This is a genomic window from Enterobacter sp. P82 (assembly GCF_037053385.1).
GTDB lineage: Bacteria > Pseudomonadota > Gammaproteobacteria > Enterobacterales > Enterobacteriaceae > Enterobacter.
The window spans coordinates 1-25,828 of record NZ_JBALHX010000010.1 but is presented as its reverse complement, the minus strand read 5'-3'; the positions used below and the strand labels follow the sequence as shown (position 1 = coordinate 25,828).

The 25,828-nt window shown below is 53.7% G+C and carries 24 protein-coding genes and 2 tRNA genes; 7 read left to right on the top strand and 19 right to left on the bottom strand.

Translation table 11 applies throughout. The annotated features are described in order from the left end of the window. The 7 genes from rffC to trxA all read right to left on the bottom strand — a co-directional run bounded on the left by rffC (window position 1) and on the right by trxA (window position 7,461). The gene (rffC, locus tag WB237_RS22340) at window positions 1–678 is read right to left on the bottom strand and encodes a dTDP-4-amino-4,6-dideoxy-D-galactose acyltransferase (protein WP_336216526.1); all 678 of its coding nucleotides are present in this window, start codon (window positions 676–678) and stop codon (window positions 1–3) included. Then, the gene (wecC, locus tag WB237_RS22335; protein ID WP_336216524.1) at window positions 675–1,937 is read right to left on the bottom strand and encodes a UDP-N-acetyl-D-mannosamine dehydrogenase; all 1,263 of its coding nucleotides are present in this window, start codon (window positions 1,935–1,937) and stop codon (window positions 675–677) included. Before wecC ends, rffC begins: the two co-directional genes overlap by 4 nt. Then, window positions 1,934–3,064 (bottom strand): non-hydrolyzing UDP-N-acetylglucosamine 2-epimerase, encoded by a 1,131-nt coding sequence (wecB, locus tag WB237_RS22330; RefSeq protein WP_236920351.1) that lies wholly within the window; start codon window positions 3,062–3,064, stop codon window positions 1,934–1,936. The genes wecC and wecB overlap by 4 nt, the downstream gene beginning before the upstream one ends. A gap of 56 nt (window positions 3,065–3,120) precedes the next feature. After that, the gene (wzzE, locus tag WB237_RS22325; protein WP_336216615.1) at window positions 3,121–4,167 is read right to left on the bottom strand and encodes an ECA polysaccharide chain length modulation protein; all 1,047 of its coding nucleotides are present in this window, start codon (window positions 4,165–4,167) and stop codon (window positions 3,121–3,123) included. Between the two features lie 13 nt (window positions 4,168–4,180). Next, window positions 4,181–5,284 carry a UDP-N-acetylglucosamine--undecaprenyl-phosphate N-acetylglucosaminephosphotransferase gene (gene wecA, locus WB237_RS22320; RefSeq protein WP_014833726.1) on the bottom strand — a complete coding sequence of 368 codons (1,104 nt, stop codon included), beginning with the start codon at window positions 5,282–5,284 and terminating at the stop codon, window positions 4,181–4,183. Between the two features lie 242 nt (window positions 5,285–5,526). Further along, window positions 5,527–6,786, bottom strand: coding sequence for a transcription termination factor Rho (gene rho / locus WB237_RS22315; RefSeq protein WP_001054528.1), 1,260 nt, complete (start codon window positions 6,784–6,786; stop codon window positions 5,527–5,529). 345 nt (window positions 6,787–7,131) lie between these two features. Continuing rightward, on the bottom strand, window positions 7,132–7,461 hold the full coding sequence (trxA, locus tag WB237_RS22310) for a thioredoxin TrxA (protein WP_336216520.1): 330 nt from the start codon (window positions 7,459–7,461) through the stop codon (window positions 7,132–7,134). Between the two features lie 144 nt (window positions 7,462–7,605). Between trxA and rhlB the strand changes: the two genes are divergently transcribed. Continuing rightward, a complete protein-coding gene (gene rhlB, locus WB237_RS22305) occupies window positions 7,606–8,871 on the top strand; it encodes an ATP-dependent RNA helicase RhlB (RefSeq protein WP_336216517.1) in 1,266 nt (421 codons plus the stop codon). 6 nt (window positions 8,872–8,877) lie between these two features. Next, window positions 8,878–10,362, top strand: coding sequence for a guanosine-5'-triphosphate,3'-diphosphate diphosphatase (gene gppA, locus WB237_RS22300; RefSeq protein ID WP_336216514.1), 1,485 nt, complete (start codon window positions 8,878–8,880; stop codon window positions 10,360–10,362). Window positions 10,363–10,413: 51 nt separating this feature from the next. On the opposite strand, the gene rep is transcribed toward gppA, so the two are convergent. Then, complete coding sequence (rep, locus tag WB237_RS22295; protein ID WP_336216512.1) at window positions 10,414–12,438, bottom strand: DNA helicase Rep; 2,025 nt, start codon at window positions 12,436–12,438, stop codon at window positions 10,414–10,416. A gap of 113 nt (window positions 12,439–12,551) precedes the next feature. On the opposite strand from rep, the gene ppiC (WB237_RS22290) reads away from it, so the two are divergent. Continuing rightward, window positions 12,552–12,833, top strand: a complete 282-nt coding sequence (gene ppiC, locus WB237_RS22290; RefSeq protein WP_049008154.1) for a peptidylprolyl isomerase PpiC — start codon at window positions 12,552–12,554, stop codon at window positions 12,831–12,833. Between the two features lie 50 nt (window positions 12,834–12,883). After that, complete coding sequence (gene ppiC, locus WB237_RS22285) at window positions 12,884–13,165, top strand: peptidylprolyl isomerase PpiC (protein WP_336216508.1); 282 nt, start codon at window positions 12,884–12,886, stop codon at window positions 13,163–13,165. A gap of 85 nt (window positions 13,166–13,250) precedes the next feature. On the opposite strand, the gene ilvC is transcribed toward ppiC (WB237_RS22285), so the two are convergent. Continuing rightward, entirely contained in the window at window positions 13,251–14,726 is a 1,476-nt protein-coding gene (ilvC, locus tag WB237_RS22280) for a ketol-acid reductoisomerase (RefSeq protein ID WP_021242831.1), read from the bottom strand. A 152-nt stretch (window positions 14,727–14,878) separates the two neighbouring features. On the opposite strand from ilvC, the gene ilvY reads away from it, so the two are divergent. Continuing rightward, on the top strand, window positions 14,879–15,769 hold the full coding sequence (gene ilvY, locus WB237_RS22275) for an HTH-type transcriptional activator IlvY (RefSeq protein ID WP_028018214.1): 891 nt from the start codon (window positions 14,879–14,881) through the stop codon (window positions 15,767–15,769). On the opposite strand, the gene ilvA is transcribed toward ilvY, so the two are convergent. The 7 genes from ilvA to ilvL form a co-directional block, all read right to left on the bottom strand. Then, entirely contained in the window at window positions 15,766–17,310 is a 1,545-nt protein-coding gene (gene ilvA, locus WB237_RS22270) for a threonine ammonia-lyase, biosynthetic (RefSeq protein ID WP_336216613.1), read from the bottom strand. The genes ilvY and ilvA overlap by 4 nt on opposite strands. A 2-nt stretch (window positions 17,311–17,312) precedes the next feature. Next, window positions 17,313–19,163: a dihydroxy-acid dehydratase gene (ilvD, locus tag WB237_RS22265; RefSeq protein ID WP_028018216.1), complete on the bottom strand. Its 1,851-nt coding sequence runs from the start codon at window positions 19,161–19,163 to the stop codon at window positions 17,313–17,315. A gap of 60 nt (window positions 19,164–19,223) precedes the next feature. Then, window positions 19,224–20,153, bottom strand: a complete 930-nt coding sequence (gene ilvE / locus WB237_RS22260; protein WP_023309654.1) for a branched-chain-amino-acid transaminase — start codon at window positions 20,151–20,153, stop codon at window positions 19,224–19,226. Window positions 20,154–20,171: 18 nt separating this feature from the next. Continuing rightward, a complete protein-coding gene (gene ilvM / locus WB237_RS22255) occupies window positions 20,172–20,435 on the bottom strand; it encodes an acetolactate synthase 2 small subunit (protein ID WP_003860184.1) in 264 nt (87 codons plus the stop codon). Next, window positions 20,432–22,078, bottom strand: a complete 1,647-nt coding sequence (gene ilvG, locus WB237_RS22250; RefSeq protein WP_336216503.1) for an acetolactate synthase 2 catalytic subunit — start codon at window positions 22,076–22,078, stop codon at window positions 20,432–20,434. Before ilvG ends, ilvM begins: the two co-directional genes overlap by 4 nt. Window positions 22,079–22,080: 2 nt before the next feature. Beyond that, complete coding sequence (gene ilvX, locus WB237_RS22245; protein WP_108091188.1) at window positions 22,081–22,131, bottom strand: peptide IlvX; 51 nt, start codon at window positions 22,129–22,131, stop codon at window positions 22,081–22,083. Between the two features lie 86 nt (window positions 22,132–22,217). Next, the gene (ilvL, locus tag WB237_RS22240; protein ID WP_001311244.1) at window positions 22,218–22,316 is read right to left on the bottom strand and encodes an ilv operon leader peptide; all 99 of its coding nucleotides are present in this window, start codon (window positions 22,314–22,316) and stop codon (window positions 22,218–22,220) included. A 340-nt stretch (window positions 22,317–22,656) separates the two neighbouring features. Here ilvL and WB237_RS22235 point away from each other — a divergent pair, with 340 nt between their 5' ends. Then, window positions 22,657–24,177, top strand: coding sequence for a YifB family Mg chelatase-like AAA ATPase (locus tag WB237_RS22235; RefSeq protein ID WP_336216501.1), 1,521 nt, complete (start codon window positions 22,657–22,659; stop codon window positions 24,175–24,177). Window positions 24,178–24,202: 25 nt separating this feature from the next. On the opposite strand, the gene WB237_RS22230 is transcribed toward WB237_RS22235, so the two are convergent. Then, window positions 24,203–24,541: a DUF413 domain-containing protein gene (locus tag WB237_RS22230; RefSeq protein WP_333043651.1), complete on the bottom strand. Its 339-nt coding sequence runs from the start codon at window positions 24,539–24,541 to the stop codon at window positions 24,203–24,205. A gap of 118 nt (window positions 24,542–24,659) precedes the next feature. Here WB237_RS22230 and hdfR point away from each other — a divergent pair, with 118 nt between their 5' ends. Continuing rightward, the gene (gene hdfR / locus WB237_RS22225; RefSeq protein WP_316943460.1) at window positions 24,660–25,481 is read left to right on the top strand and encodes an HTH-type transcriptional regulator HdfR; all 822 of its coding nucleotides are present in this window, start codon (window positions 24,660–24,662) and stop codon (window positions 25,479–25,481) included. Between the two features lie 99 nt (window positions 25,482–25,580). Here hdfR and WB237_RS22220 read toward each other — a convergent pair. Together WB237_RS22220 and WB237_RS22215 are read right to left on the bottom strand one after the other, a co-directional pair. Next, window positions 25,581–25,656, bottom strand: a tRNA-Trp gene (locus WB237_RS22220). A gap of 53 nt (window positions 25,657–25,709) precedes the next feature. Next, window positions 25,710–25,786 (bottom strand) — tRNA-Asp (locus WB237_RS22215). Window positions 25,787–25,828 lie beyond the last annotated feature (42 nt).

Genomic DNA, 25,828 nt, shown 5'->3' with positions numbered 1-25,828 from the left:
TCACCTGTATAACCAGTAGGCGGTGGCGTCGATGTTGGCACCACTCGCAATATAACGTTTTAGCGCGGCGGTATTGCCCAGTTGGGTCGCCACTCGCAGCGTCGAGACCTGTTGTTGCTGCGCCCAGTGAAGCGCCGCCTGCATGAGCTTTTCACCCATGCCACGCCCGGCTAATAAGCCAATACGCGCCTCGCGCTCGTTGAGCTTACGCAGCGAGACAAATCCCTGAATTTGCCCGTCCGCGGCACGAAAAACCAGGCAGACATGGTCAAAGGTCCCTTTGACCGCATTCTCCACCCACTGGGCGTAGAAACGTCCGCTATCGTCAGGCGCGTACCAGGGCGTGCGAAAACGGCTCTGAGCAAACGCCCGAGCCGCCATCTGACGCAACACGGGAATATCCTGTTCGGTTGCAAATTCCGCGTCTGACGCATCATGCCGGGTGAGCGTTATAGAAAGATCGACCTCACCTTCAACCAGCTTAAAGCCGTGATGCTGGAGCGCATCAAGCAGGTCAGCACGGTCCGCAGGGATCTTAGCCTGAACCCTCTGCCAGGCAGTAAAGTCAGATTCCGTCAGTGCCGGCGCATCATCTCGCAGACGCGCAATGGCCGAGGGTAGACCGAAAAAGGTACTCTCCCAGTTCAGGGGTTCAAGCACCCCATTCAGGCTACTCAACGCCAGACACCTTTGGTATCAACAATATACTGCTGACGAACAGTATCACCGGACGTTGCTTTAAATTCTTTATGATCCACCAGCAGCACCAGCACATCCGCCGTCGCCAGCGCATCCTCCAACGCGGTCAGCGTACAATGCCCCGCCAGTTTTGCCGGCAGCTCATGAATATTCGGTTCGACCACCAGCGTTTCGCCCTTGTGCCATTCGGCAATCATCTCAGCAATTTCCATTGCCGGGCTTTCACGCAAATCATCAATGTTTGGTTTGAATGCCAGGCCAAAGCAGGCAATTTTCAGTTCACTGGCACGCTTGCCGCTCTCTGCCAGACAATCCGCTACCGTGGCTTTAACCTGATTGAGCACCCAGTGAGGCTTGCTGTCGTTCACTTCACGCGCGGTGCGAATCAGACGCGCCTGCGCCGGGTTTTGCGCCACGATAAACCATGGATCGACGGCGATACAGTGACCGCCCACGCCAGGCCCTGGCTGCAGAATGTTGACGCGCGGATGGCGATTCGCCAGGCTGATTAACTCCCAGACATTAATCCCCTGATCGGCGCAGATCAGCGACAGCTCATTCGCAAACGCGATATTGACGTCACGGAAGCTGTTTTCCGTCAACTTGCACATCTCGGCGGTGCGGGAGTTAGTCACCACACACTCACCTTCCAGGAAAATCTTGTACAGCGCGCTGGCACGTTCGGAACAGACAGGTGTCATACCGCCAATCACGCGGTCATTCTTAATCAGTTCGACCATGACCTGCCCCGGCAGCACGCGCTCCGGACAGTAGGCAATATTGATATCGGCCTGCTCACCCGCCTGCTGCGGGAAGCTTAAATCAGGTCGTGCTTCTGCCAACCACTGTGCCATCTGCTCGGTTGCCCCAACCGGAGAGGTCGACTCCAGGATCACCAGCGCCCCTTTCTTCAGGACTGGTGCAATTGACTTCGCAGCGGCCTCGACGTAAACCATGTCGGGCTCATGGTCGCCTTTGAATGGCGTTGGAACAGCAATCAGATATGCATCGGCTTCAACGGGTGCGGTACTGGCGCGCAGGAATCCCCCATCAACGGCCTCTTTGACCACGCGGTCGAGATCGGGCTCCACAATATGAATTTCGCCACGGTTAATGGTTTCTACCGCACGTGCGTTGATATCCACACCGACAACCTGCTTTTGACGGGAGGCAAACGCTGCCGCAGTGGGCAAGCCAATGTAGCCAAGACCAATGACAGAGATGGTAGTAAAACTCATAGCGATATCCGATTGTGTTTAAGTGCATGCAAAATACGACCACAAGCCTGCCCGTCTCCATACGGATTATGGGCCCGGCTCATCGCCTGATACTCTTCATCGTCGTGCAACAGGCGCGTGACCTCTTCGACGATCAACTTTGTGTCGGTTCCGACCAGACGTACCGTACCCGCTTTGACGGCTTCCGGACGCTCGGTCGTTTCACGCATCACCAGAACGGGCTTGCCGAGGGACGGCGCTTCTTCCTGAATGCCACCTGAATCAGTGAGGATCAGCCAGGCATGATTCATCAACCAAACAAACGGCATGTAATCCTGAGGTTCAATCAGAAGGACATTTTCGACATGACCCAGGATACGGTTGACGGGTTCGCTCACATTAGGATTGAGATGTACCGGATAGACAATCTGTACATCGTCGTTCTGCGCGGCGATTTCAGCCAGTGCATGACAGATTTGCTCAAAGCCCCGACCAAAGCTTTCACGACGGTGGCCGGTGACCAGAATGGTTTTTTTGCCATTATTCAGGAACGGATAGCGGGCTGCGAGGTCCTTCTGCAGATCGCTGTTTGCCAGTACGCGATCGCGAACCCAGATCAACGCATCAATGACCGTATTACCTGTCACAAAGATTTTATTATCGGCAATATTTTCACGCAGCAAGTTCTGACGCGAGTTTTCGGTTGGCGCAAAGTGGTACATGGCCAGATGACCAGTGAGCGTACGGTTGGCCTCTTCCGGCCATGGGGAATAAAGGTTGCCGGTACGCAGACCCGCCTCAACATGACCAACGGGAATACGCTGGTAAAACGCAGCCAGACTTGTCGCCACGGTGGTAGTGGTGTCACCGTGAACCAGCACGACGTCAGGTTTGAATGACTCCAGGATCGGCTTGAGCTCTTGCAGAATACGGCAGGTTATCTCGGTCAACCCTTGCCCCGGCTTCATAATATTAAGGTCATAATCCGGGACGATGGAAAAGAGCGTTAAGACCTGATCAAGCATCTCACGGTGTTGGGCAGTGACGCACACTTTCGCTTCAATATCAGGATCATTGGCCAGCGCGTGAACCAGAGGTGCCATCTTAATGGCCTCCGGCCTGGTGCCAAATACGGTAAGTACTTTCACATCGATTCTCTTCGATTAGACGATGAAGACCGTAGCCTTCATCGTAGACGGCGTTCTTAGTTTGTGCGACGACGCGTTAACGCCACGCCAGCGCCCGTCAGTGCGCCTACAATCCCCCACATAATCATCAGGAATGCACGACGCGGACTATCGCGTTTTACAGGTTCTTCAGGCGTTCGCAAATAACGATAGGTCTGAAAACGCGGGTCCAGCGTTGGACCAACATTCAGGGTAGTGAGCATCGCGCGGTTTTGATCGTAGTCGAGGTCAAAATCAGGACCAACAGCCTGGAGGTTTTCCAGACGAGCCTGCAGCATTGGGCGACCAAGCAGGAACATTTCAGAATCAGGCAGTTCATCCGCCGGGACATCCGTTTCGCTGCGGGAAATATTACGCTGCTCCGCAATTTTCAGCGCCTGCTCAATATTGTGTACGCGGCGGGAGAAAATGGCTTGTGCCACCTCTTCCTGACGTTTTACCTGGGCTTTCATCTGGATGGTACGGGCCGCCCAGGCACCTTTAAGCTCTTCATTGAGATGGCTTGCAGCACGCTGGCTGGCAAAAGCAACATACTGACGCAACAGGTTATTAGCATCCGGTGCCGTTTCCGCAACCAGTTTGACGCTGTCATTAACGTTACGCAGTGCATCACCCGGCGTAAACTGGATGTTGTTTATCAGGTCATCCAAAAACGCGGCATCCGCTTTGCTGTTGCCCACCATACGCTGCTTGTAATAATCCGTCTGACTCCAGAAATCGCGGCGTGTATCCCACGAGGCCAGTTGCATCACAAACTCTTTGTACGCCTCATCCATGACGGAAGCCTGATCGGGTGTCGCCAGATTCGCCTTGATATCCAGGTTACGCAGGAACTGCTGCTGGGAATAAAACCCGCCGAGCATGTTAACCGTTGGTCTGTCTGTAATTGCCGTGGCGCTCCACTCTTGTTTTGCAAAGAAGGTGTAGGCCAGCGCTGACAGTGCGAACCCCAGCGCGATCCCCGCAATCCAAAGTTTGCCTGCCCATAACACGCGAAACAAACCCCGAATATCCAGTTCATTCTCAGTTACCACTGATTTCGCTCCCGCCAACGGTTGAGTCATCATAGTCCCGGTTTTACTTAGTTAATGTTGTGTTTTTGTCATTGTTACGACGCATCCTGCGTTTCAGACGTTTAATGAATCGCGCCACTTTCCATGCGCGCTTAATACAGTAGCCGTACAGGAAAAATGCTAGCAAGAATAATACCAACATTACCCATTCAGGAATGAAATGCGCATATTCTGCAGCGACGCCAATGGCTGCCAGAATAGCAGCGGCCAGGGTGATCAGGACAAACGCCTGACGAGAAGTAAAACCCGCGCGCATGATGAGATGATGAATATGCTGACGATCAGGAGAGAAAGGACTCATCCCTTTACGCAGACGGCGATACATAATCGCCACCATATCCATTAACGGGATGGCAATTATCCACAGGGCGGTCACGGGGCTAATCGGATGCGTTTTACCCTGAGTGGTTTCCAGCAAAATCCAGATAACAGTAAAACCGATTAGTGTACTGCCCGCATCCCCCATAAAGACTTTATAGCGACGCCCCAGCGCACCGAGGTTTAGAAGGATATAAGGCAGGATGGCGGCAATCATGGCGAAACACCACATTGACAGGCTGTACTGACCATCAAACCAGAGAATGATGCCGATAGCGGCAAAGGAAACCGATGACAACCCACCGAGCAGACCGTCAATACCGTCCACCATGTTGAAAGCGTTAATCGCAGCCCAGACAGCAAACAGTGTCAGGAAGAAACCAAATGGCCCCAGCACTAACTCCCAGGGGCCGAACACATAACCGAGGCTTCTCAGGTAAAGTCCGCCAACGACCATCATAATCACGCCAATCGCCGCCTGGACAGTGGCGCGGATCTTCACCGCGATATCGAATCGGTCATCCAGTGCCCCGACGAGTACGAGGACGCCTGCACAGGCGAGATAAAGGGCTGCGTGAGGAATATAATAATCCGCAATGCCAAACGTGAAACAAATACCAGCGTAAACAGAAATCCCTCCAACCAGAGGAATAAGTCCCTGATGACGTTTACGAAAATTTGGTTTATCCACCAATCCTATTCTTTTTGCCACCTTACGCGCGATGAACAAAAAACAGGTTGTGAATAAAAAAATACTGATCAGCTCAGTAACGGCGGTGAGTAGATTCACAATGGATTGCTCTCAACAAATGTTAGTCCCGGAAGTATAACCATGAAGCCCCCGCCTCAGAAGTAATAAAGGTGGCTTCTTACAACTCCCTTTGTATATTTTTCAATCAATTATTTCTTTGACTGTACAAACGGTCCTATTGTCGCACCGACCGGTCAAAATTGGGAGTGTGTGGTAATAGCGTATAGTCCATAAAAGAAAAACGCCACGTAAAAACGTGGCGTTCACTGGCTTTATTTGCGTTACGAGCGTTTCATCATGTCGAAGAAATCGTCGTTGGTTTTGGTCATCGCCAGCTTGTTAATGAGGAATTCCATTGCGTCGATTTCACCCATTGGATGGATGATTTTGCGCAGGATCCACATTTTCTGCAGCTCTTCCTGTGTGGTGAGCAGCTCTTCTTTACGGGTACCGGAACGGTTGTAATCGATAGCCGGGAAGACGCGCTTTTCAGCAATCTTACGAGAGAGGTGCAGTTCCATGTTACCTGTACCTTTAAACTCTTCGTAGATAACTTCGTCCATTTTGGAGCCGGTATCGATCAGCGCCGTCGCGATGATGGTCAGGCTGCCGCCCTCTTCCACGTTACGTGCAGCACCGAAGAAACGCTTCGGACGATGCAGGGCGTTGGCATCCACACCACCGGTCAATACTTTACCGGAAGCCGGAACCACGGTGTTGTACGCACGGGCCAGACGCGTAATGGAGTCGAGCAGGATGATCACGTCTTTCTTGTGCTCAACCAGGCGTTTCGCCTTCTCGATAACCATTTCCGCAACCTGAACGTGACGAGATGCTGGTTCGTCGAAGGTAGAAGCCACAACTTCACCTTTAACCAGACGCTGCATCTCCGTTACTTCTTCCGGACGTTCGTCGATCAGCAGCACCATCAGCACACAGTCTGGGTGGTTGTAGGCGATGCTCTGCGCGATGTTCTGCAGCAGCATGGTTTTACCCGCTTTTGGCGGTGCCACAATCAGACCACGCTGACCACGACCAATTGGTGATGCCAGGTCCAGAACACGCGCAGTTAAGTCTTCGGTAGAACCATTACCACGCTCCATGCGCAGGCGAGAGTTCGCGTGCAGCGGCGTTAAGTTCTCAAAGAGGATCTTGTTACGTGAGTTTTCTGGTTTGTCGTAGTTAACTTCATTAACTTTCAACAGCGCAAAGTAGCGTTCACCCTCTTTAGGAGGACGAATCTTACCTGAAATGGTGTCACCAGTGCGGAGGTTGAAACGGCGGATTTGGCTAGGGGATACGTAGATGTCGTCAGGGCCGGCGAGGTAGGAGCTGTCTGCAGAGCGGAGGAAACCAAATCCGTCTTGCAATATCTCCAGCACACCGTCGCCGAAGATATCTTCGCCACTCTTAGCGTGCTGCTTCAGGATGGCGAAAATGATGTCCTGCTTGCGCATACGAGCCTGGTTTTCCAGCCCCATATTTTCGCCGAGAGTGATCAGCTCAGAAACCGGCGTATTCTTTAATTCGGTAAGATTCATAATGGTGTGGGTTCTTAAACTCGGGGTGATTCTCGAACTTAATGTTGTGAATGGTATGGCAGGGTCATCCATGCCTGTTTAGCGGCCATCAACTCATGTCTGTTCGCTGTCTGGTCACAGGGAAAGAACGCAGAACTGAAACGACAAGACGGATTGAGTGACAAGCCCGGAATTTAGCCACTTCACGCACTGTATAAGTCAACAACGGGAAGTATCGGGTAAAACAAGATTCAAACAACAAGATATGTTTAAAACGAAGTCATAGCTAACTTAGCACGACTTCAGCCGGGCGTCCAGAGTTCCTCATCATTTAGCCGGGAGCTCTGAACGCACAGCGGAGAAACCTTACGCCAGGTTAGCGTCGAGGAACTCTTTCAGTTGACCTTTGGACAGCGCGCCCACTTTGGTCGCCGCCACTTCGCCGTTTTTGAACAGCAGCAGGGTCGGAATGCCACGGATACCGTATTTTGGTGCAGTGCCCGGGTTCTGGTCGATGTTCAGCTTGGCAACCGTCAGTTTGCCCTGATATTCGTTGGCGATCTCATCCAGAATCGGGGCGATCATTTTGCAAGGACCACACCATTCAGCCCAGAAATCGACGAGGATCAGCCCGTCAGCCTTAAGTACGTCCGTGTCAAAACTGTCGTCAGTCAGGTGAATAATTTTATCGCTCATATATAACTCCACAGGAATAAGCCTGGTACGTTGGTTTTGTCTCCACCAACGACGCGTTGATGTCGCATTAACCAACTAAAGGTTGACTTTATTTCACCGGATACGCTTTCGTAAAGCAATAGTAAGCTGATATTCTACCACACTATGAGCAAAACACATTTAACAGAACAGAAGTTTTCCGACTTCGCCCTGCACCCAAAGGTGACAGAAGCCCTTGAAAACAAAGGGTTTCATAACTGCACGCCCATTCAGGCCCTCGCGCTGCCGCTAACGCTGGCCGGTCGCGATGTTGCAGGGCAGGCGCAAACCGGTACTGGCAAAACGATGGCGTTCTTAACGTCAACGTTTCATTATTTACTTTCTCATCCAGCGATTGCAGACCGCAAAGTTAACCAGCCGCGCGCGCTAATTATGGCCCCAACGCGAGAACTGGCGGTACAGATCCATGCAGACGCTGAGCCCCTGGCGCAGGCTACCGGCCTGAAGCTTGGCCTGGCTTATGGCGGCGACGGCTACGATAAACAGCTTAAAGTGCTGGAAAGCGGTGTGGATATCCTGATCGGTACCACAGGCCGCCTTATTGATTACGCTAAACAGAATCACATCAACCTCGGTGCCATCCAGGTTGTTGTGCTGGATGAAGCTGACCGTATGTACGATCTGGGCTTCATCAAAGACATCCGCTGGCTGTTCCGTCGCATGCCTCCGGCAAATCAGCGTCTGAACATGCTGTTCTCCGCTACCCTTTCTTATCGCGTACGCGAGCTGGCGTTCGAGCAGATGAACAACGCCGAATATGTGGAAGTGGAGCCCGAGCAGAAAACAGGTCACCGCATTAAAGAAGAGCTCTTCTATCCATCCAATGAAGAGAAAATGCGTCTGCTGCAAACGCTGATCGAAGAAGAGTGGCCAGATCGCGCCATTATCTTCGCGAACACCAAGCACCGCTGCGAAGACATCTGGGGTCATCTGGCTGCCGATGGTCACCGTGTTGGCCTGCTGACCGGCGATGTGGCGCAGAAAAAACGCCTGCGCATTCTTGAAGAATTCACCCGTGGCGATCTTGATATTCTGGTCGCAACTGACGTGGCAGCACGCGGTTTACACATTCCAGCCGTGACGCACGTCTTTAACTATGACCTGCCAGACGACTGCGAAGACTATGTTCACCGTATCGGTCGTACCGGTCGTGCGGGCGCAAGCGGTCACTCGATTAGCCTTGCGTGTGAAGAGTATGCGCTGAATCTTCCAGCCATTGAGGCTTATATCGGTCACTCTATTCCGCAGAGCAAATACAATCCGGAAGCGCTGTTAAGCGAACTGCCGCCGCCTAAGCGCCTTACCCGCGCCCGCTCCGGCAATGGCCCGCGTCGCTCTGGCGCACCGCGTAATCGTCGTCGTTCAGGTTAAGAAAATATGCTCAGTTCCACCTCGCTTTATGCGGCAATTGATCTCGGTTCGAATAGTTTTCATATGCTGGTTGTGCGCGAGGTGGCGGGAAGCATACAAACGCTGACGCGTATTAAGCGCAAGGTCCGCCTCGCGGCGGGCCTGAGCAGCGATAACCACCTTTCTCATGAAGCCATGGAACGTGGCTGGCAGTGTCTGCGGCTCTTTGCTGAGCGTCTGCAGGATATCCCGCATTCCCAAATTACCGTTGTCGCCACGGCGACGCTTCGCCTGGCAGTTAACGCTGTAGATTTTATTGCCAAAGCGCAGGAAATTCTGGGTTGTCCGGTTCAGGTTATCAGCGGTGAAGAAGAAGCCCGCCTGATCTATCAGGGCGTTGCCCATACGACAGGAGGTGACGATCGCCGTCTGGTCGTGGATATCGGCGGTGCCAGTACCGAACTCGTGACCGGCACCGGCGCCCAAGCAACGTCACTGTTCAGCCTGTCGATGGGCTGCGTGACCTGGCTTGAGCGCTACTTCACTGACCGGAATCTGGGGAAAGAAAACTTCGACGAGGCGGAGAGTGCCGCACGCGAGGTGTTGCGTCCGGTCATGGATGAATTGCGTTATCACGGCTGGAAAGTCTGCGTGGGTGCTTCTGGCACTGTGCAGGCCTTGCAGGAAATCATGATGGCGCAGGGAATGGATGAGCGGATCACGCTTGCCAAGCTCCAGCAGCTTAAACAGCGCGCTATTCAGTGTGGGCGGCTGGAAGAACTTGAAATTGAAGGCCTGACGCTTGAACGTGCGCTGGTTTTTCCAAGTGGGCTGGCCATTCTGATTGCGATTTTCACCGAGCTGAACATTCAGTGTATGACGCTGGCTGGCGGCGCACTTCGAGAAGGCCTGGTCTATGGGATGTTGCATCTGTCGGTTGATCAGGACATTCGCAGCCGTACTCTGCGCAACGTGCAGCGTCGTTTTCTGGTTGATATCGATCAGGCGGGTCGTGTGGCGCAACTGGCATCACGCTTCGCCGATCAGGTTGCTATCGGCTGGGATCTTGACCCTTTGAGCCGTGATTTATTGCAGAGCGCCTGCGCGCTACATGAAGTGGGGCTGAGCATTGATTTCAAACAGGCCCCTGTTCATGCGGCCTATCTGGTACGTAACCTCGATTTACCGGGCTACACGCCTGCACAGAAAAAGTTGCTGGCAACCCTGCTGCTGAACCAGACTAACGCCGTTGATCTCTCCTCTTTACATCAGCAAAACGCCGTACCGCCACGCGTGGCCGAGCATCTGTGTCGTCTGCTACGTCTGGCGATTTTGTTTGCCAGCCGCCGCCGCGATGATTTGCTACCTGCCATCAATCTGGTCGCTGATGGCGAGAAGCTTTCGCTGACGTTACCGGAAAACTGGATTGATAATCATCCACTTGGGGCAGAGATGATCGAACAGGAGTGCCAGTGGCAGAGTTATGTACACTGGGTTCTTGAAGTGAAGTAATACCCTGAGCATTGCCGGGTGGTGGTTTCGCCATACCCGGCCTTCGAATAATTATCCTTTCTCTTTGGCTTTCGCCAGCATAGCGCGAATGTTCGCCACGTTAGCCTGCCCCTTGTGCATCCGCTCTTCTGCCGTAATCACTTTGCGCTCCTGCTCCCAGATCAGATCGTCCTGCGGTAGCTCCAGCAGAAAACGACTCGGCTCCGGGCGCACCAGTTCGCCATACTGACGGCGCTCTTTGCACAGCGTGAATGTCAGCTCCTTCTGCGCACGGGTGATCCCGACATAGGCCAGACGGCGTTCCTCGTCGACGTTATCTTCATCAATGCTGCTCTGGTGCGGCAGCAAACCTTCTTCCATACCGACCAGATATACATACGGGAACTCCAGTCCTTTTGACGCGTGTAACGTCATCAGCTGAACCTGGTCAGCCTCTTCCTCGCTCTCGCCACGCTCCATCATGTCGCGAAGGGTAAAGCGGGTGACCACCTGAGTCAGGGTCATTGGCTCATCTATCTCCGTGCCTTCCAGCATTTCGGTCATCCAGCTGAAGAGCTGGTTAACGTTTTTCATCCGCATCTCAGCCGCCTTCGGGCTGGCGGAGGTTTCGTACAACCAGGATTCGTAATCAATACCGTGAATGAGATCGCGCACTGCCGCGACAGGTTCACGTTCCGCAAGGCGCTGCACTTCACCCAGCCAGTGGGTGAAACGGGTTAACGAATCGTAACCACGTCCGGTCAGCGTCTGACTCAGCCCCATATCAAAGCTGGCGGTAAACAGGCTTTTGTTGCGGGTCATCGCCCATTCGCCAAGCTTTTGTAGTGTCGCCGGGCCGATCTCACGTTTCGGGGTGTTCACGATGCGCAGAAACGCGCTGTCATCATCCGGGTTGGTGAGCACGCGCAGATAGGCCAGCAGATCCTTGATTTCAGGACGCGAGAAGAACGACGTACCACCCGAGATCTTGTACGGAATGCGGTTTTGCATCAGCATCTTTTCAAAGACGCGCGACTGGTGGTTACCGCGATACAGGATAGCGTAATCCTTGTACTCGGTTTTATTCACGAAGTGGTGGGCAATGAGCTCGCCAGTAACGCGTTCAGCCTCATGCTCTTCATTGTTGGCACTGAGCACTTTCAGCTCCGTGCCGTAGCCCAGTTCGGAGAACAGACGCTTCTCAAACACATGCGGATTATTGGCGATCAGGATATTCGCCGACTTGAGGATACGCCCGGAAGAACGGTAGTTTTGCTCCAGCTTAATCACCTGCAACGCAGGAAAATCTTTGCTTAATAACACCAGGTTTTGTGGACGCGCACCGCGCCAGGAGTAAATTGACTGGTCATCGTCACCCACCACAGTGAAACGCGCGCGCTGCCCCACCAGCAGCTTCACCAGTTCGTACTGGCTGGTGTTGGTATCCTGATATTCATCCACCAGCAGGTAGCGGATCTTGTTCTGCCAGCGCTCACGCACCTCTTCATTACGCTGAAGCAGCAGCGTTGGCAGGAGGATCAGATCGTCGAAATCCAACACGTTACACGCTTTCATGTGCGCGTCGTACAGACCATAACAGTGCGCGAAGATCCGATCCCGTTCGCCCTTCGCACTCGCTGCCGCCTGTGCAGGCGTCATCAGATCGTTTTTCCAGTTTGAGATCGTCGAGATCAGTTGTTGCAGCAGAACTTTGTCGTCTTCGATCAGTCCTTCGGTGAGCTCTTTGAGCAACGCCACCTGGTCGGTGTCATCGAAAAGAGAAAAGTTGGACTTCATCCCCAGTGCGGCGTATTCGCGTTTAATGATATCCAGTCCCAGGGTATGGAAGGTGGAGATCATCAGCCCGCGCGCCTCTTTGCGCCCCAGCGTCTGGCCAACACGCTCTTTCATCTCGCGCGCTGCTTTATTGGTAAATGTCACCGCCGCAATGTGGCGTGCCTGATAGCCACACCCACGAATTAAGTGGGCGATTTTATTCGTGATCACGCGGGTTTTACCGGAACCCGCCCCTGCCAGCACCAGGCATGGTCCAGTAACGAATTCGACCGCTTGTTGTTGTCCAGGGTTTAAACGCATGGGAATATTGCTCAATCTTCGAACGGGGTGTGGATTGTAGCAGAAAGCCGGGCGCAGATTTACCGGCTAATGATAAAGTGGATAAATCGCGTTTAACCCCTTAGAGCAGAACCATGAAAAAGAGCGCAGCAGCCCTGCATATTCTGGTAAAAGAAGAGAAACTGGCCCAGGAGATCCTTGCCAAGCTGGAGCGCGGCATCAGCTTTGATCATCTGGCAAAGCGCTACTCTAAATGTCCGTCCGGACGCAATGGCGGGGATCTCGGGGAATTTCAACAAGGTGCGATGGTCGGCCCGTTCGATCAGGCAGTCTTTAGCTGCCCGCTCCTGAAGCCCTACGGCCCGGTAAAAACCAAATTTGGCTACCATATCATTAAGGTGCTGTATCGCCGCTGACGCGTGGTATATTGCGCCCCGATTTATTTCAACCAATTCAAGGCACGATCATGGCAAAAACAGCAGCAGCAGTGCACATCCTCGTTAAAGAAGAGAAACTGGCTCTGGATCTTCTGGAGCAGATTAAGAACGGTGCCGACTTCGGTAAGCTGGCGAAGAAGCACTCCATCTGCCCATCAGGCAAACGCGGTGGTGACTTAGGTGAATTCCGTCAGGGTCAGATGGTTCCGACGTTCGACAAAGTGGTCTTCTCTTGCCCGGTACTGGAGCCAACCGGCCCGCTGCACACGCAGTTCGGTTATCACATTATTAAGGTTCTGTATCGCAAATAAAAAGCCGGGTAGCGGCTGCGCCTTACCCGGCTTACGTCTTAGCGTTTTGTAAGTCGGGTAAGCGAAGCGCCACCCGACAAGGTTGTTAACCCGCTACCGCAATACGTTTCATATCAGTCATGTAGCCACGCAGTTTATGACCCACTTTCTCGATCTGATGGCTGCGAATCGCTTCGTTTACATCACGCAGCTGCGCGTTATCCACGGCTCCTTCTGCAATCGCTTTACCCAGATCGCCTGTCTGCAGCGTAGTCATGAACTCTTTCAGCAGCGGTACGCAAGCGTAAGAGAACAGGTAGTTACCATACTCAGCGGTATCAGAGATAACCACGTTCATTTCGTACAGACGCTTACGGGCGATGGTGTTCGCAATCAGCGGCAGCTCGTGCAGTGATTCGTAGTACGCAGACTCTTCGATGATGCCGGAATCCACCATGGTTTCGAACGCCAGCTCAACGCCTGCTTTCACCATAGCAATCATCAGTACGCCTTTATCGAAGTACTCCTGCTCGCCGATTTTACCTTCATACTGTGGCGCGGTTTCGAACGCGGTTTTACCGGTCTCTTCACGCCAGGTCAGCAGTTTCTTATCGTCATTCGCCCAGTCAGCCATCATGCCTGAAGAGAACTCACCGGAGATGATGTCGTCCATATGTTTCTGGAACAGCGGTGCCATGATGGTTTTCAGCTGTTCAGACAATGCGTAAGCACGCAGTTTCGCCGGGTTGGACAGACGGTCCATCATCAGCGTGATACCGCCCTGCTTCAGGGCTTCAGTGATGGTTTCCCAGCCGAACTGAATCAGTTTTTCAGCGTATGCAGGGTCAGTGCCCTCTTCCACCAGCTTGTCAAAGCACAGCAGAGAGCCGGCCTGCAACATGCCGCACAGAATGGTCTGCTCGCCCATCAGGTCAGATTTCACTTCGGCAACGAAGGAAGATTCCAGCACGCCCGCACGGTGACCACCGGTTGCGGCAGCCCATGCTTTGGCAATCGCCATACCTTCGCCTTTTGGATCGTTTTCCGGGTGAACCGCGATCAGGGTTGGCACGCCGAAGCCACGTTTGTACTCTTCACGGACTTCCGTACCTGGGCACTTCGGAGCCACCATCACAACGGTGATGTCTTTACGGATCTGCTCGCCCACTTCAACGATGTTGAAACCGTGGGAATAACCCAGCGCCGCGCCATCTTTCATCAGCGGCTGTACGGAACGCACAACGTCAGAGTGCTGTTTGTCTGGCGTCAGGTTAACCACCAAATCCGCCTGCGGGATCAGCTCTTCGTAGGTACCCACTTTAAAGCCGTTTTCGGTCGCTTTACGCCAGGAAGCACGCTTCTCGGCAATCGCTTCTTTACGCAGGGCGTAGGAGATATCCAGGCCGGAGTCACGCATGTTCAGGCCCTGGTTCAGACCCTGTGCGCCACAGCCGACGATGACCACTTTTTTACCCTGAAGGTAGCTCGCGCCATCAGCAAATTCGTCGCGCGCCATAAAGCGGCATTTGCCCAGCTGCGCCAGCTGCTGGCGCAAGTTCAGTGTATTAAAGTAGTTAGCCATGGGTGATACCTCGTGATGTTGTGTGTCTTATTGTTCGGTTCGCTATTCAGCGAGAATGTACCCACATTACAACAGGAAATTCATTGCGGAAATTGATATATTCACAACATCACGTTGCAATATCTGCAATGTAAAAAAGGGGAGTGACATCAGTGGATTTACGCGATCTGAAAATGTTCCTGCATCTGGCGGAAAGCCGCCACTTTGGCCGCAGTGCCCGGGCGATGCACGTCAGCCCCTCCACGCTTTCGCGGCAAATCCAGCGCCTTGAGGAGGATCTTGGTCAGCCGCTGTTTGTGCGTGACAACCGTACCGTTACCCTCACAGAGGCGGGTGAAGAACTGCGCATTTTTGCCCAGCAGACGCTGCTACAGTACCAACAACTGAGGCACTCGATTGACCAGCAGGGGCCGTCACTTTCCGGCGAGCTGCATATTTTCTGCTCCGTGACCGCCGCCTATAGCCATCTCCCGCCCATTCTTGACCGCTTCCGCGCGGCACATCCGTCGGTTGAAATTAAACTCACCACCGGCGACGCCGCCGATGCAATGGAAAAAGTGGTGACGGGCGAAGCGGATCTCGCTATTGCCGGGAAACCCGAAACCTTGCCGGGTGCAGTGGCATTTTCAATGCTGGAGAACCTGGCGGTAGTTCTGATTGCCCCGGCACTGCCCTGCCCGGTGCGTAATCAGGTATCGGTGGAGAAACCGGACTGGTCAACGGTGCCGTTTATCATGGCCGATCAGGGGCCGGTACGCCGCCGTATTGAGCTCTGGTTCCGCCGTCAGAAGATCAGCAATCCGTCGATTTACGCAACAGTCGGTGGCCATGAAGCGATGGTCTCAATGGTGGCGCTCGGCTGCGGCGTGGCGCTGTTGCCGGAAGTGGTGCTGGAAAACAGCCCGGAGCCGGTACGTAACCGCGTGATGATTCTGGAACGCAGCGACGAGAAAACACCGTTTGAGCTTGGCGTGTGTGCACAAAAAAAGCGGCTGCATGAGCCGCTTATTGATGCGTTCTGGCAGATCCTGCCAAACCATTAACCCGCGAGGAAGAACCTGAACGCCGGGTTATGCGTCTCATCATGACAGTCATAGCCCAGTTCGTTCAGCCGCGTTTCGAAATCAGGCTCATGTTCGCCCAGTTCAAACGCGGCCAGCACGCGACCATAGTCCGTGCCGTGGCTGCGGTAGTGGAACAAAGAGATGTTCCAGTGCGTACCCAGCGTGTGCAGGAACTTAAGCAATGCGCCCGGAGACTCCGGAAACTCAAAGCTGAACAGACGTTCCTTAAGCGGTTTCGATGGACGTCCGCCAACCATATAGCGCACATGCAGTTTCGCCATTTCATCATCAGAGAGGTCAACAACGCTGTAGCCACCTTCGTGCAACATGTTGAGGATCTCTTTGCGTTCTTCCAGACCGCGACTCAGGCGCACACCGACAAAAATGCACGCATCTTTGGCGTCAGCAAAACGGTAGTTAAATTCCGTCACTGAGCGGCCGCCGAGTAGCTGGCAGAATTTCAGGAAGCTGCCCTTCTCTTCCGGGATGGTCACCGCCAGCAGTGCTTCCCGCTGTTCACCCAGCTCGCAGCGCTCGGAAACGTAGCGTAGGCCGTGGAAATTGACGTTAGCCCCCGAAAGCACGTGTGCCAGCCGTTCGCCGCGAATGTTGTGCTGAGCGATGTATTTTTTCATCCCCGCCAGCGCCAGCGCGCCGGACGGTTCAGCCACCGCACGCACATCTTCGAACAGATCTTTCATCGCCGCGCAGATCGCATCGCTGTCGACGGTGACAATATCGTCAAGATACTCCTGGCACAGGCGGAAGGTCTCATCGCCGATGCGCTTAACCGCCACGCCTTCCGCAAACAGCCCGACGCGCGGCAGGTCCACCGGATGACCGGCATCCAGCGCCGCTTTCAGGCAGGCAGAGTCTTCCGCCTCAACGGCAATCACTTTGATCTGCGGCATCAGCTGTTTGATCAGCACCGCCACGCCTGCGGCCAGGCCACCGCCGCCCACCGGGACGAAAACACGGTCAAGGTGAGCATCCTGTTGCAGCAGCTCCAGCGCCAGTGTGCCCTGCCCGGCAATCACCATCGGGTGATCGAACGGCGGTACCCAGGTAAACCCCTGCTGCTGCGCAAGCTCAATCGCTTTGGCTTTAGCTTCGTCAAAGTTAGCCCCGTGGAGCAGCACTTCACCGCCAAAACCTCGTACCGCATCGACTTTGATGTCTGCGGTAGCGACCGGCATCACGATCAGTGCTTTCAACCCTAAGCGAGCAGAGGAGAATGCGACGCCCTGAGCGTGGTTACCTGCAGAGGCGGTAATTACGCCGCGTGCTTTTTGCTCGTCGGTTAACCCGGCCATCATCGCGTAGGCCCCGCGCAGCTTAAAACTGTGTACTGGCTGACGGTCTTCGCGCTTCACCAGGATCACGTTATCAAGGCGCGAAGAGAGTTTTTCCATTTTCTGCAGCGGGGTGACCTGCACCGCTTCATAGACCGGCGCGCGTAGCACCGCTCTTAAATATTCCGCCCCCTCAGGGGCGGCAGATAAGGGTTGTGATTCGGCCATCATTAGCCCCCAAGTTTCGATTTATCGCGCACCGCGCCTTTATCTGCACTGGTGGCAAGGCTCGCGTAAGCACGCAGGGCGAAGGAGACTTCACGCTGACGATCTTTCGGCGTCCAGGCTTTGTCGCCGCGCGCTTCTTGCGCCTCACGACGAGCCGCAATTTCCTGGTCGCTGAGCTTCAGCTGAATACCGCGATTTGGAATATCGATTTCGATCAGGTCGCCATCTTCGATAATGGCGATATTGCCGCCACTCGCTGCTTCAGGGGAAACGTGGCCGATAGACAAGCCGGACGTACCGCCAGAGAATCGACCATCAGTGATCAGCGCACACGCCTTACCGAGTCCCATGGATTTCAGGAAGGTGGTTGGGTAGAGCATCTCCTGCATACCCGGCCCGCCTTTCGGACCTTCGTAGCGGATCACCACCACATCACCTTCCACCACTTTGCCACCGAGAATCGCCTCTACCGCCTCGTCCTGGCTTTCATACACTTTTGCCGGACCGGTGAATTTCAGGATGCTGTCGTCCACGCCTGCGGTTTTCACGATGCAGCCGTTTTCCGCAAAGTTACCGTACAGCACAGCCAGACCACCGTCTTTGCTGTAGGCGTGTTCCAGCGAGCGGATGCAGCCTTCGGCGCGGTCATCATCCAGGGTATCCCAGCGGCAGTCCTGCGAGAACGCCTGGGTGGTACGAATACCCGCTGGACCCGCGCGGAACATCTTTTTCACCGCGTCGTCTTTGGTCAGCATCACGTCGTACTGGTCCAGCGACTCCGGCAGCGTCAGACCAAGCACGTTTTTCACATCACGGTTCAGCAGCCCGGCGCGATCCAGTTCGCCGAGAATACCGATAACGCCACCGGCACGGTGCACGTCTTCCATGTGGTACTTCTGGGTACTCGGCGCGACTTTACACAGCTGAGGCACTTTGCGGGACAGCTTGTCGATGTCGCTCATGGTGAAGTCGATTTCGGCTTCCTGCGCGGCGGCCAGCAGGTGCAGCACAGTGTTGGTGGAACCGCCCATGGCGATATCCAGCGTCATAGCGTTTTCGAACGCCGCTTTGCTGGCGATGTTACGCGGCAGCGCGCTGGCGTCGTCCTGCTCGTAGTAGCGTTTCGTCAGCTCAACAATGCGTTTACCGGCGTTGAGGAACAACTGTTTACGATCGGCGTGGGTCGCCAGCAGCGAGCCGTTGCCCGGCTGCGACAGGCCGAGTGCTTCGGTCAGGCAGTTCATGGAGTTAGCGGTGAACATCCCGGAACAAGAGCCGCAGGTCGGGCACGCGGAGCGTTCTACTTGCTCACTCTGCTCATCAGAGACTTTCGGGTCCGCACCCTGAATCATCGCATCAACCAGGTCGAGCTTGATAATTTTGTCGGAAAGCTTGGTTTTCCCTGCTTCCATTGGACCGCCGGAAACGAAGATCACCGGAATGTTCAGACGCAGGGAAGCCATCAGCATCCCTGGGGTGATTTTGTCGCAGTTGGAGATACAGACCATCGCATCCGCACAGTGGGCGTTAACCATGTACTCCACTGAGTCGGCGATCAGCTCGCGAGATGGCAGTGAATAGAGCATGCCCCCGTGACCCATCGCGATACCGTCATCCACCGCAATGGTGTTGAACTCTTTCGCCACACCGCCAGAGGCTTCAATTTGCTCGGCAACCAGTTTACCCAGATCACGCAGGTGTACGTGACCTGGCACAAACTGGGTAAAGGAGTTCACCACGGCGATAATTGGCTTGCCGAAATCGGCGTCGGTCATTCCGGTGGCGCGCCACAGTGCGCGGGCACCCGCCATGTTACGGCCGTGGGTGGTGGTGGCTGAACGATACTTAGGCATGCTTTATTTACTCCCGTCTGACTATTTAATGGGACGGTGCTTGCCGTCCCAAATTTATACTTAGTGATTAACCTGATCCAACCAGCCGTATTTATCTTCTGTTTCGCCGGTGAAGAGGCCAAAGAACGCTTGCTGAATACGTTTGGTGACCGGGCCGCAGCGGCCTTCGCCCACCTGGATACCGTCTACGCTGCGTACCGGCGTAATTTCAGCCGCAGTACCAGACATAAAGACTTCATCCGCCAGGTAGAGAGATTCGCGGGACAGTACCTGCTCGCGCACTTCGATACCCAGGTCTTTCGCCAGCTTGATGATGGCGTCACGGGTGATGCCCGGCAGCGCGGACGAGGTAAATGGTGGCGTGAACAGAATGCCATCTTTTACTTCAAACAAGTTTTCGCCCGCACCTTCTGAGATGTAGCCATTCACGTCGAGGGCAATACCTTCCTGATAACCGTGACGGCGCGCTTCGCTACCGACCAGCAGTGAGGAGAGGTAGTTACCGCCCGCTTTAGCCGCGGTCGGGATGGTGTTTGGCGCAACGCGGTTCCAGGAAGAGACCATTGCGTCGATCCCCTGCTCCAGGGCTTCAGCTCCCAGGTAAGCACCCCATGGGAACGCGGCAATGATCACATCGGTGGTATAGCCTGCTGGTGGGTTAACGCCCATGCCCACATCACCCACAAACACCAGCGGACGAATATACGCGCTGGTCAGGTTGTTTTTACGGATCACGTCACGGCAGGCTTCCATCAGCTCGTCAACGCTCTGGGAAACCGGGAAACGATAAATTTTGGCTGAGTCATGCAGACGCTGCATATGTTCACGATGACGGAACACCACTGGCCCTTTGTGAGAGTCATAGCAACGGATGCCTTCAAACACAGACGTACCGTAGTGCAGCGCGTGGGACATCACGTGAACCTTCGCGTCCTCCCAGCGAACCATCTCACCGTTGAACCAAATGTAATCAGCTTTTTTTGTCGTCATTTTTTCGTCCTGTCACGCTTAAGCGCGGATTTGTTGTGATGTGGTTGTGCTCTGGCAGATGGCTACGTGGGCAACGTCTACCAGCTTTGATAACTGACTAAACAGTAAGTCGACCGGGCGCGGGCTGGCAACGGTTAATTCGATGCTGATATTTTGCGCATCGGTGGCCGTCTCCATATTCATAGAGCAAATCTGAAAACCACGATGACGGACCACACGCAAAACGCGTTCTAAGGTTTCTGGATTGAAGCGAGCCTGCACGGCGACCTGATGTTGCATCATGATAATTTCTCCAGCATTTGTGAGTTACTGGCACCTGGCGGTACCAACGGCCAGACATTCTCAAGCTCGTCGATTGAGACATGAAGCAGGTAAGGCCCTTCGCTTGACAGCATGGTGTCGAGGGCCGCTTCAACCTGGTCTTTACGGGTAATGTGCTGGCCAGGGATGCCAAAGGCGCTGGCCAGAGTGAGGAAATCGGGGTTATCGGTCAGGGTGGTTTCGCTGTAACGCTCCTGGAAGAACAACTGTTGCCACTGACGAACCATTCCTAAACGCTGGTTATCGAGTAACACGATTTTCAGCGGCAACTGCTTACGCTTCACGGTGCCCAGCTCCTGAACATTCATCATGAAGGAGCCGTCACCGGAGATACAGATAACGGTATCGTGCGGGCGGGCAACCTGCGCGCCAACGGCTGCTGGCAGACCGAAGCCCATCGTCCCTAACCCGCTGGAGGTGATGAAGTTTTCCGGGCGGGTGTAGGTCATGTGCTGGGCTGACCACATCTGATGCTGGCCCACGTCGGTGGTAACGACGCTGTCTGCGGGTTTACGATCGGACAACTGTTTCAACAGCAGCGGTGCGTAGATGGCCTCACCGGGGTGGTCGTAACGCCAGGCATGCTCAGCGCGCATATCGGCGGTGTGCTGACGCCATGCGTTAATGTCCAGCGGCTGCTGTAATGCCGGTAACAGCGCATTGAGATCGCCCTGCAAGGCGACATGCGCCTGACGCAGCTTGTTCATCTCCGCCGGGTCGATATCCATATGGATAACTTTGGCATTCGGCGCGAAGGTGTTCAGCTTGCCGGTGACGCGGTCATCGAAACGTGCCCCTACGGCGATGAGCAGATCGCACTCCTGCACCGCCAGGTTTGCGGCTTTGGTGCCGTGCATCCCCAGCATACCGAGGTAGTACGGATAGTCAGCATCTACCGCGCCCAGACCTTTCAGCGTGCAGGTCGCTGGCATCTGCGTTGTTGCGATAAATTCGCGCAGGGCTGGAACGGCCTGTGCCATGCCTACGCCACCGCCGACGTACAGCATCGGCTGTTTCGCCTGCGCCAGCATCTGGCGCGCCTCTGCAACGTCCTCATGTGGAAACACATCGTCACTTTCAACGGTGGAGAAGTGCGGTTCCAGATCGCCGAGAGCCACCTGGATATCTTTTGGGATATCCACAAGAACCGGGCCAGGACGGCCAGAACTGGCAACAGCAAATGCTTCAGCCATCACACGCGGCAACTCTTCCAGAGACTGGACGAGGAAACTGTGTTTGGTGCAAGCCAGGGATAAACCAAGCACATCAACTTCCTGGAAGGCATCGGTACCGATGAACGGAGAAGCAACCTGACCAGTGATTGCCACGACAGGAACAGAGTCGAGCAGTGCATCAGCCAGACCGGTGATCAGGTTGGTTGCCCCTGGTCCTGAGGTTGCCATGCAAACTCCAGTTTTGCCGGTAGCGCGCGCATAACCGATGGCTGCCATTGCTGCGCCCTGCTCGTGTCGGCACAACAGGTGTTCCACGCCGCCGTCATACAATGCATCGTAAATCGGCATAATTGCGCCACCCGGATAACCGAATACTGTCTCGACTCCCTGCGCGCGCAACGCATGTACTACCCACTGTGCCCCATTCATAGTTAGTTCCCCGTCATAAATCGGGAGAAACAGAATTTTGTGCTAGTGTTCATTCTCTGCTCCTCGCTTAAGTTTTTTAGTCATAAAAAAACCCCCGGACCTTTCGGTGCGGGGGTCTTAGTTCGTTAAGGCTTGATTTCTAAGCCTTTCCTCGTCCAAGTGCAGCCCCGCACGGTGGGATAATAATCACCACCACGCTAATCACGACCAGGCTAATCACTCGTAGAAGGGCTGTCATTTTCAGTTCTTTTTGCATCTTGTTCGAAGGAATACCTAAAGAGTTATCACAGTTTTTAAATCAAACACAAGATTTATTTATGACCATTTTGATTAGCACACAAATCATATTCCGAAAGATCATTGTTTTATATGAGAAAAACAGAGTGTGAATATTTTTCATAATTTCAAGCGTACTCAGGTCATCAAAACGAACCGCTCTTTTTCTGCGAGAAGGCTTCCGCCAAGACGTAATGGTTGCATTTTGTCGCCAAAAGCCTGGAACAAGCGTCGTAAAACACAGAACTGACACTAAAGGTGTGATCGAGATACTGGCATAGTCGGCCCTCAAGGAGGTGCTTATGTCACTGTCAGTTGTTTATACGCGTGCGGCTATTGGAGTCAAAGCACCGCTGATTTCCGTAGAGGTCCATCTGAGCAATGGGCTTCCCGGATTAACGCTCGTCGGCTTGCCGGAAACAACGGTGAAAGAAGCCAGAGATCGGGTTCGCAGCGCAATCATCAATAGCGGTTATACCTTCCCCGCAAAGAAGATCACTATCAACCTGGCGCCTGCGGACCTGCCCAAAGAGGGAGGTCGATATGATTTACCTATCGCTATAGCGCTTCTCGCGGCCTCTGAACAGCTTAATACATCCAGGCTAGGCTCGTACGAGTTCATCGGTGAACTGGCGCTTACAGGCGCATTGAGGGGTGTTCCTGGTGCAATCTCAGGTGCACTGGAAGCCATTCGTGCTGGTCGACAAATCATTGTTGCCAATGAAAATGGTTCCGAGGTGAGCCTGATAACCGAAAAAGGATGCCTGATAGCAGGGCACTTGCAGGAGGTCTGTGCATATCTTGAGGGGCGACATGAGTTAGCAGAGCCTGAAGAAACAGGGGATCTCCTACCTGAAAGCCTGGACGACCTCAGCGATATCATCGGTCAGGAGCAGGGGAAACGGGCACTGGAGATTACCGCTGCCGGAGGGCATAACCTGCTGTTGATTGGTCCGCCGGGTACAGGGAAAACGATGCTGGCGAGCAGATTGAATGGTCTGCTTCCCCCACTCAATAACCATGAGGCACTTGAAAGCGCTGCGATATTTAGCCTGGTGAGTTCTGTGTCGTTACAAAAACAGTGGCGACGTCGCCCCTTCCGCTCTCCGCATCACAGTGCCTCACTAACAGCCATGGTAGGGGGAGGTTCTATACCGGGGCCGGGAGAGATCTCACTGGCCCACAATGGCATTCTGTTTCTTGATGAGCTGCCTGAGTTTGAAAGGCGAGTGCTGGATGCTCTGAGGGAGCCTATCGAATCGGGTGAAATTCATATCTCCCGTACACGTGCCAAAATAAGCTACCCCGCGCAGTTCCAGCTGGTTGCAGCAATGAACCCCAGCCCGTCAGGACATTATCAGGGTAATCATAATCGCTGTACGCCTGAGCAGACGCTGCGATATCTGGGGAAACTCTCTGGCCCTTTTCTGGATCGTTTCGATTTATCCCTTGAGATCCCTTTGCCTCCCCCTGGCCTGCTCAGCCAGAGTAGCGTCAGAGGGGAGAGCACGGTAGAGGTTCGCGAGCGGGTTATCGCCGCTCAAGCCCGACAGTATATACGTCAAAATAAACTGAATGCCCGTCTGGATAATGCTGAGATTCGGCAGTTTTGCCAGCTAAAGGCTGAGGACGCAAACTGGCTGGAAGAAACATTGACGCGATTTGGGCTCTCAATTCGTGCGTGGCAGCGTCTCTTAAAAGTCGCCCGAACTATCGCCGATGTGGAAAGGTGTCATGAAATTGAGAGACAACATCTGCAGGAAGCGTTGAGCTATCGTGCAATCGACCGTCTACTTTTGCACCTGCAAAAGTTACTGGCGTAAAAAAGGGGCCGTAGCCCCTTTCTTATTAGTCGTCAGACTCGGTGTAGTCTTCTGCACCTTCCATCTGCGGCTTACCGCCAGACAGCGTATGGAAGCGCTTTGGACGCTTAATGCGCGCCATGTACTTGATCCATACACGTTCCGCTTCAGACTGCGGCTCACGCTCACCACGGCAAACAGAAACAAACTGTTTCTCGTCTTCAGTTACAGGTTCACGCTTACCCAGATCCAGCTCGTTAAAGGCATAACCATGGCGCTCAAGCAGTTGAGCTTCTTTGATGGTGAAATCGCCGTGACGAGAGAACCCGCGCGGATAATGTTTATTGTCGAAAAAACGATTAGTCGTCGTAAAGCTTTCCGCCATCCTACACGCTCCTAATTCTTTGGCCGAGCTATTTATGGCGCGGAGTATTAGTTACGCTTGACAGAGTGTAAAACAAAACATTTAAATCATAACGACAAATAATTTTGCGGAGAAAGATGTGGATACGGAATTGCTTAAAACTTTCCTTGAAGTGAGCAGAACGCGCCACTTTGGGCGAGCAGCTGAAGCCCTTTACCTGACGCAGTCAGCAGTCAGTTTTCGTATTCGACAGCTGGAAAATCAACTGGGTGTGAATCTTTTTACCCGCCATCGCAACAATATTCGCTTAACGCCTGCTGGTGAGAAACTGCTGCCGTACGCAGAAACGCTGATGAATACCTGGCAGGCAGCACGTAAAGAGGTGGCACATACTTCGAGGCATAATGAGTTCTCGATAGGGGCCAGTGCTTCTCTGTGGGAATGTATGCTAAGCCAATGGCTTACCCGGCTGTATCATTCTCATGGGCATTTGCAATTTGAAGCCAGGATTGCACAACGGCAGTCGCTGGTTAAGCAACTTCATGAACGCCAGCTTGATCTTCTTATCACAACCGAAGCCCCCAAGATGGACGAATTTAGCAGCCAGATTGTGGGTCAGTTTGGCCTGGCACTTTATGCCTCAGAACCTTCAATGATGAAGGCAGACTTGACCTATTTGCGACTGGAATGGGGGCCAGATTTTCAGCAGAACGAGACGGGGTTGATTGCACCTGATGATGTTCCGCAGTTAACGACCAGCTCTGCAGAGATCGCCTGTCAGCAACTTTCCTTGCTGAAAGGTTGTACCTGGTTACCTGTTCGCTGGGCAGACACTAAAGCGGGGCTGCACACTGTGATGGATTCCACCACGCTTACCAGGCCCCTGTATGCGATTTGGCTGCAAAACAGTGATAAGCAATCGCAGATAAAAGATCTATTAAAAATCAATGTAATGGATTGATATATCAGCCAGCAGGGATGCTGGCTGAAAATTAAGAAGAGAATTTTCTGCAGTGTTTTAGGCAAAAAAAAATCCTTTGCCGGAGCAAAGGATTATATATGGCAGGGGCGGAGAGACTCGAACTCGCGACACCCGGTTTTGGAGACCGGTGCTCTACCAACTGAGCTACGCCCCTAAAGTTTTTTGCCATTAAGCCTGCCAATAAGGCAGGCTTAATGTCTTAATAAGTGGCGGAACGGACGGGACTCGAACCCGCGACCCCCTGCGTGACAGGCAGGTATTCTAACCGACTGAACTACCGCTCCACCGAAGACTGCTGTAACCACCGGATTTATGCACCGGCTTAC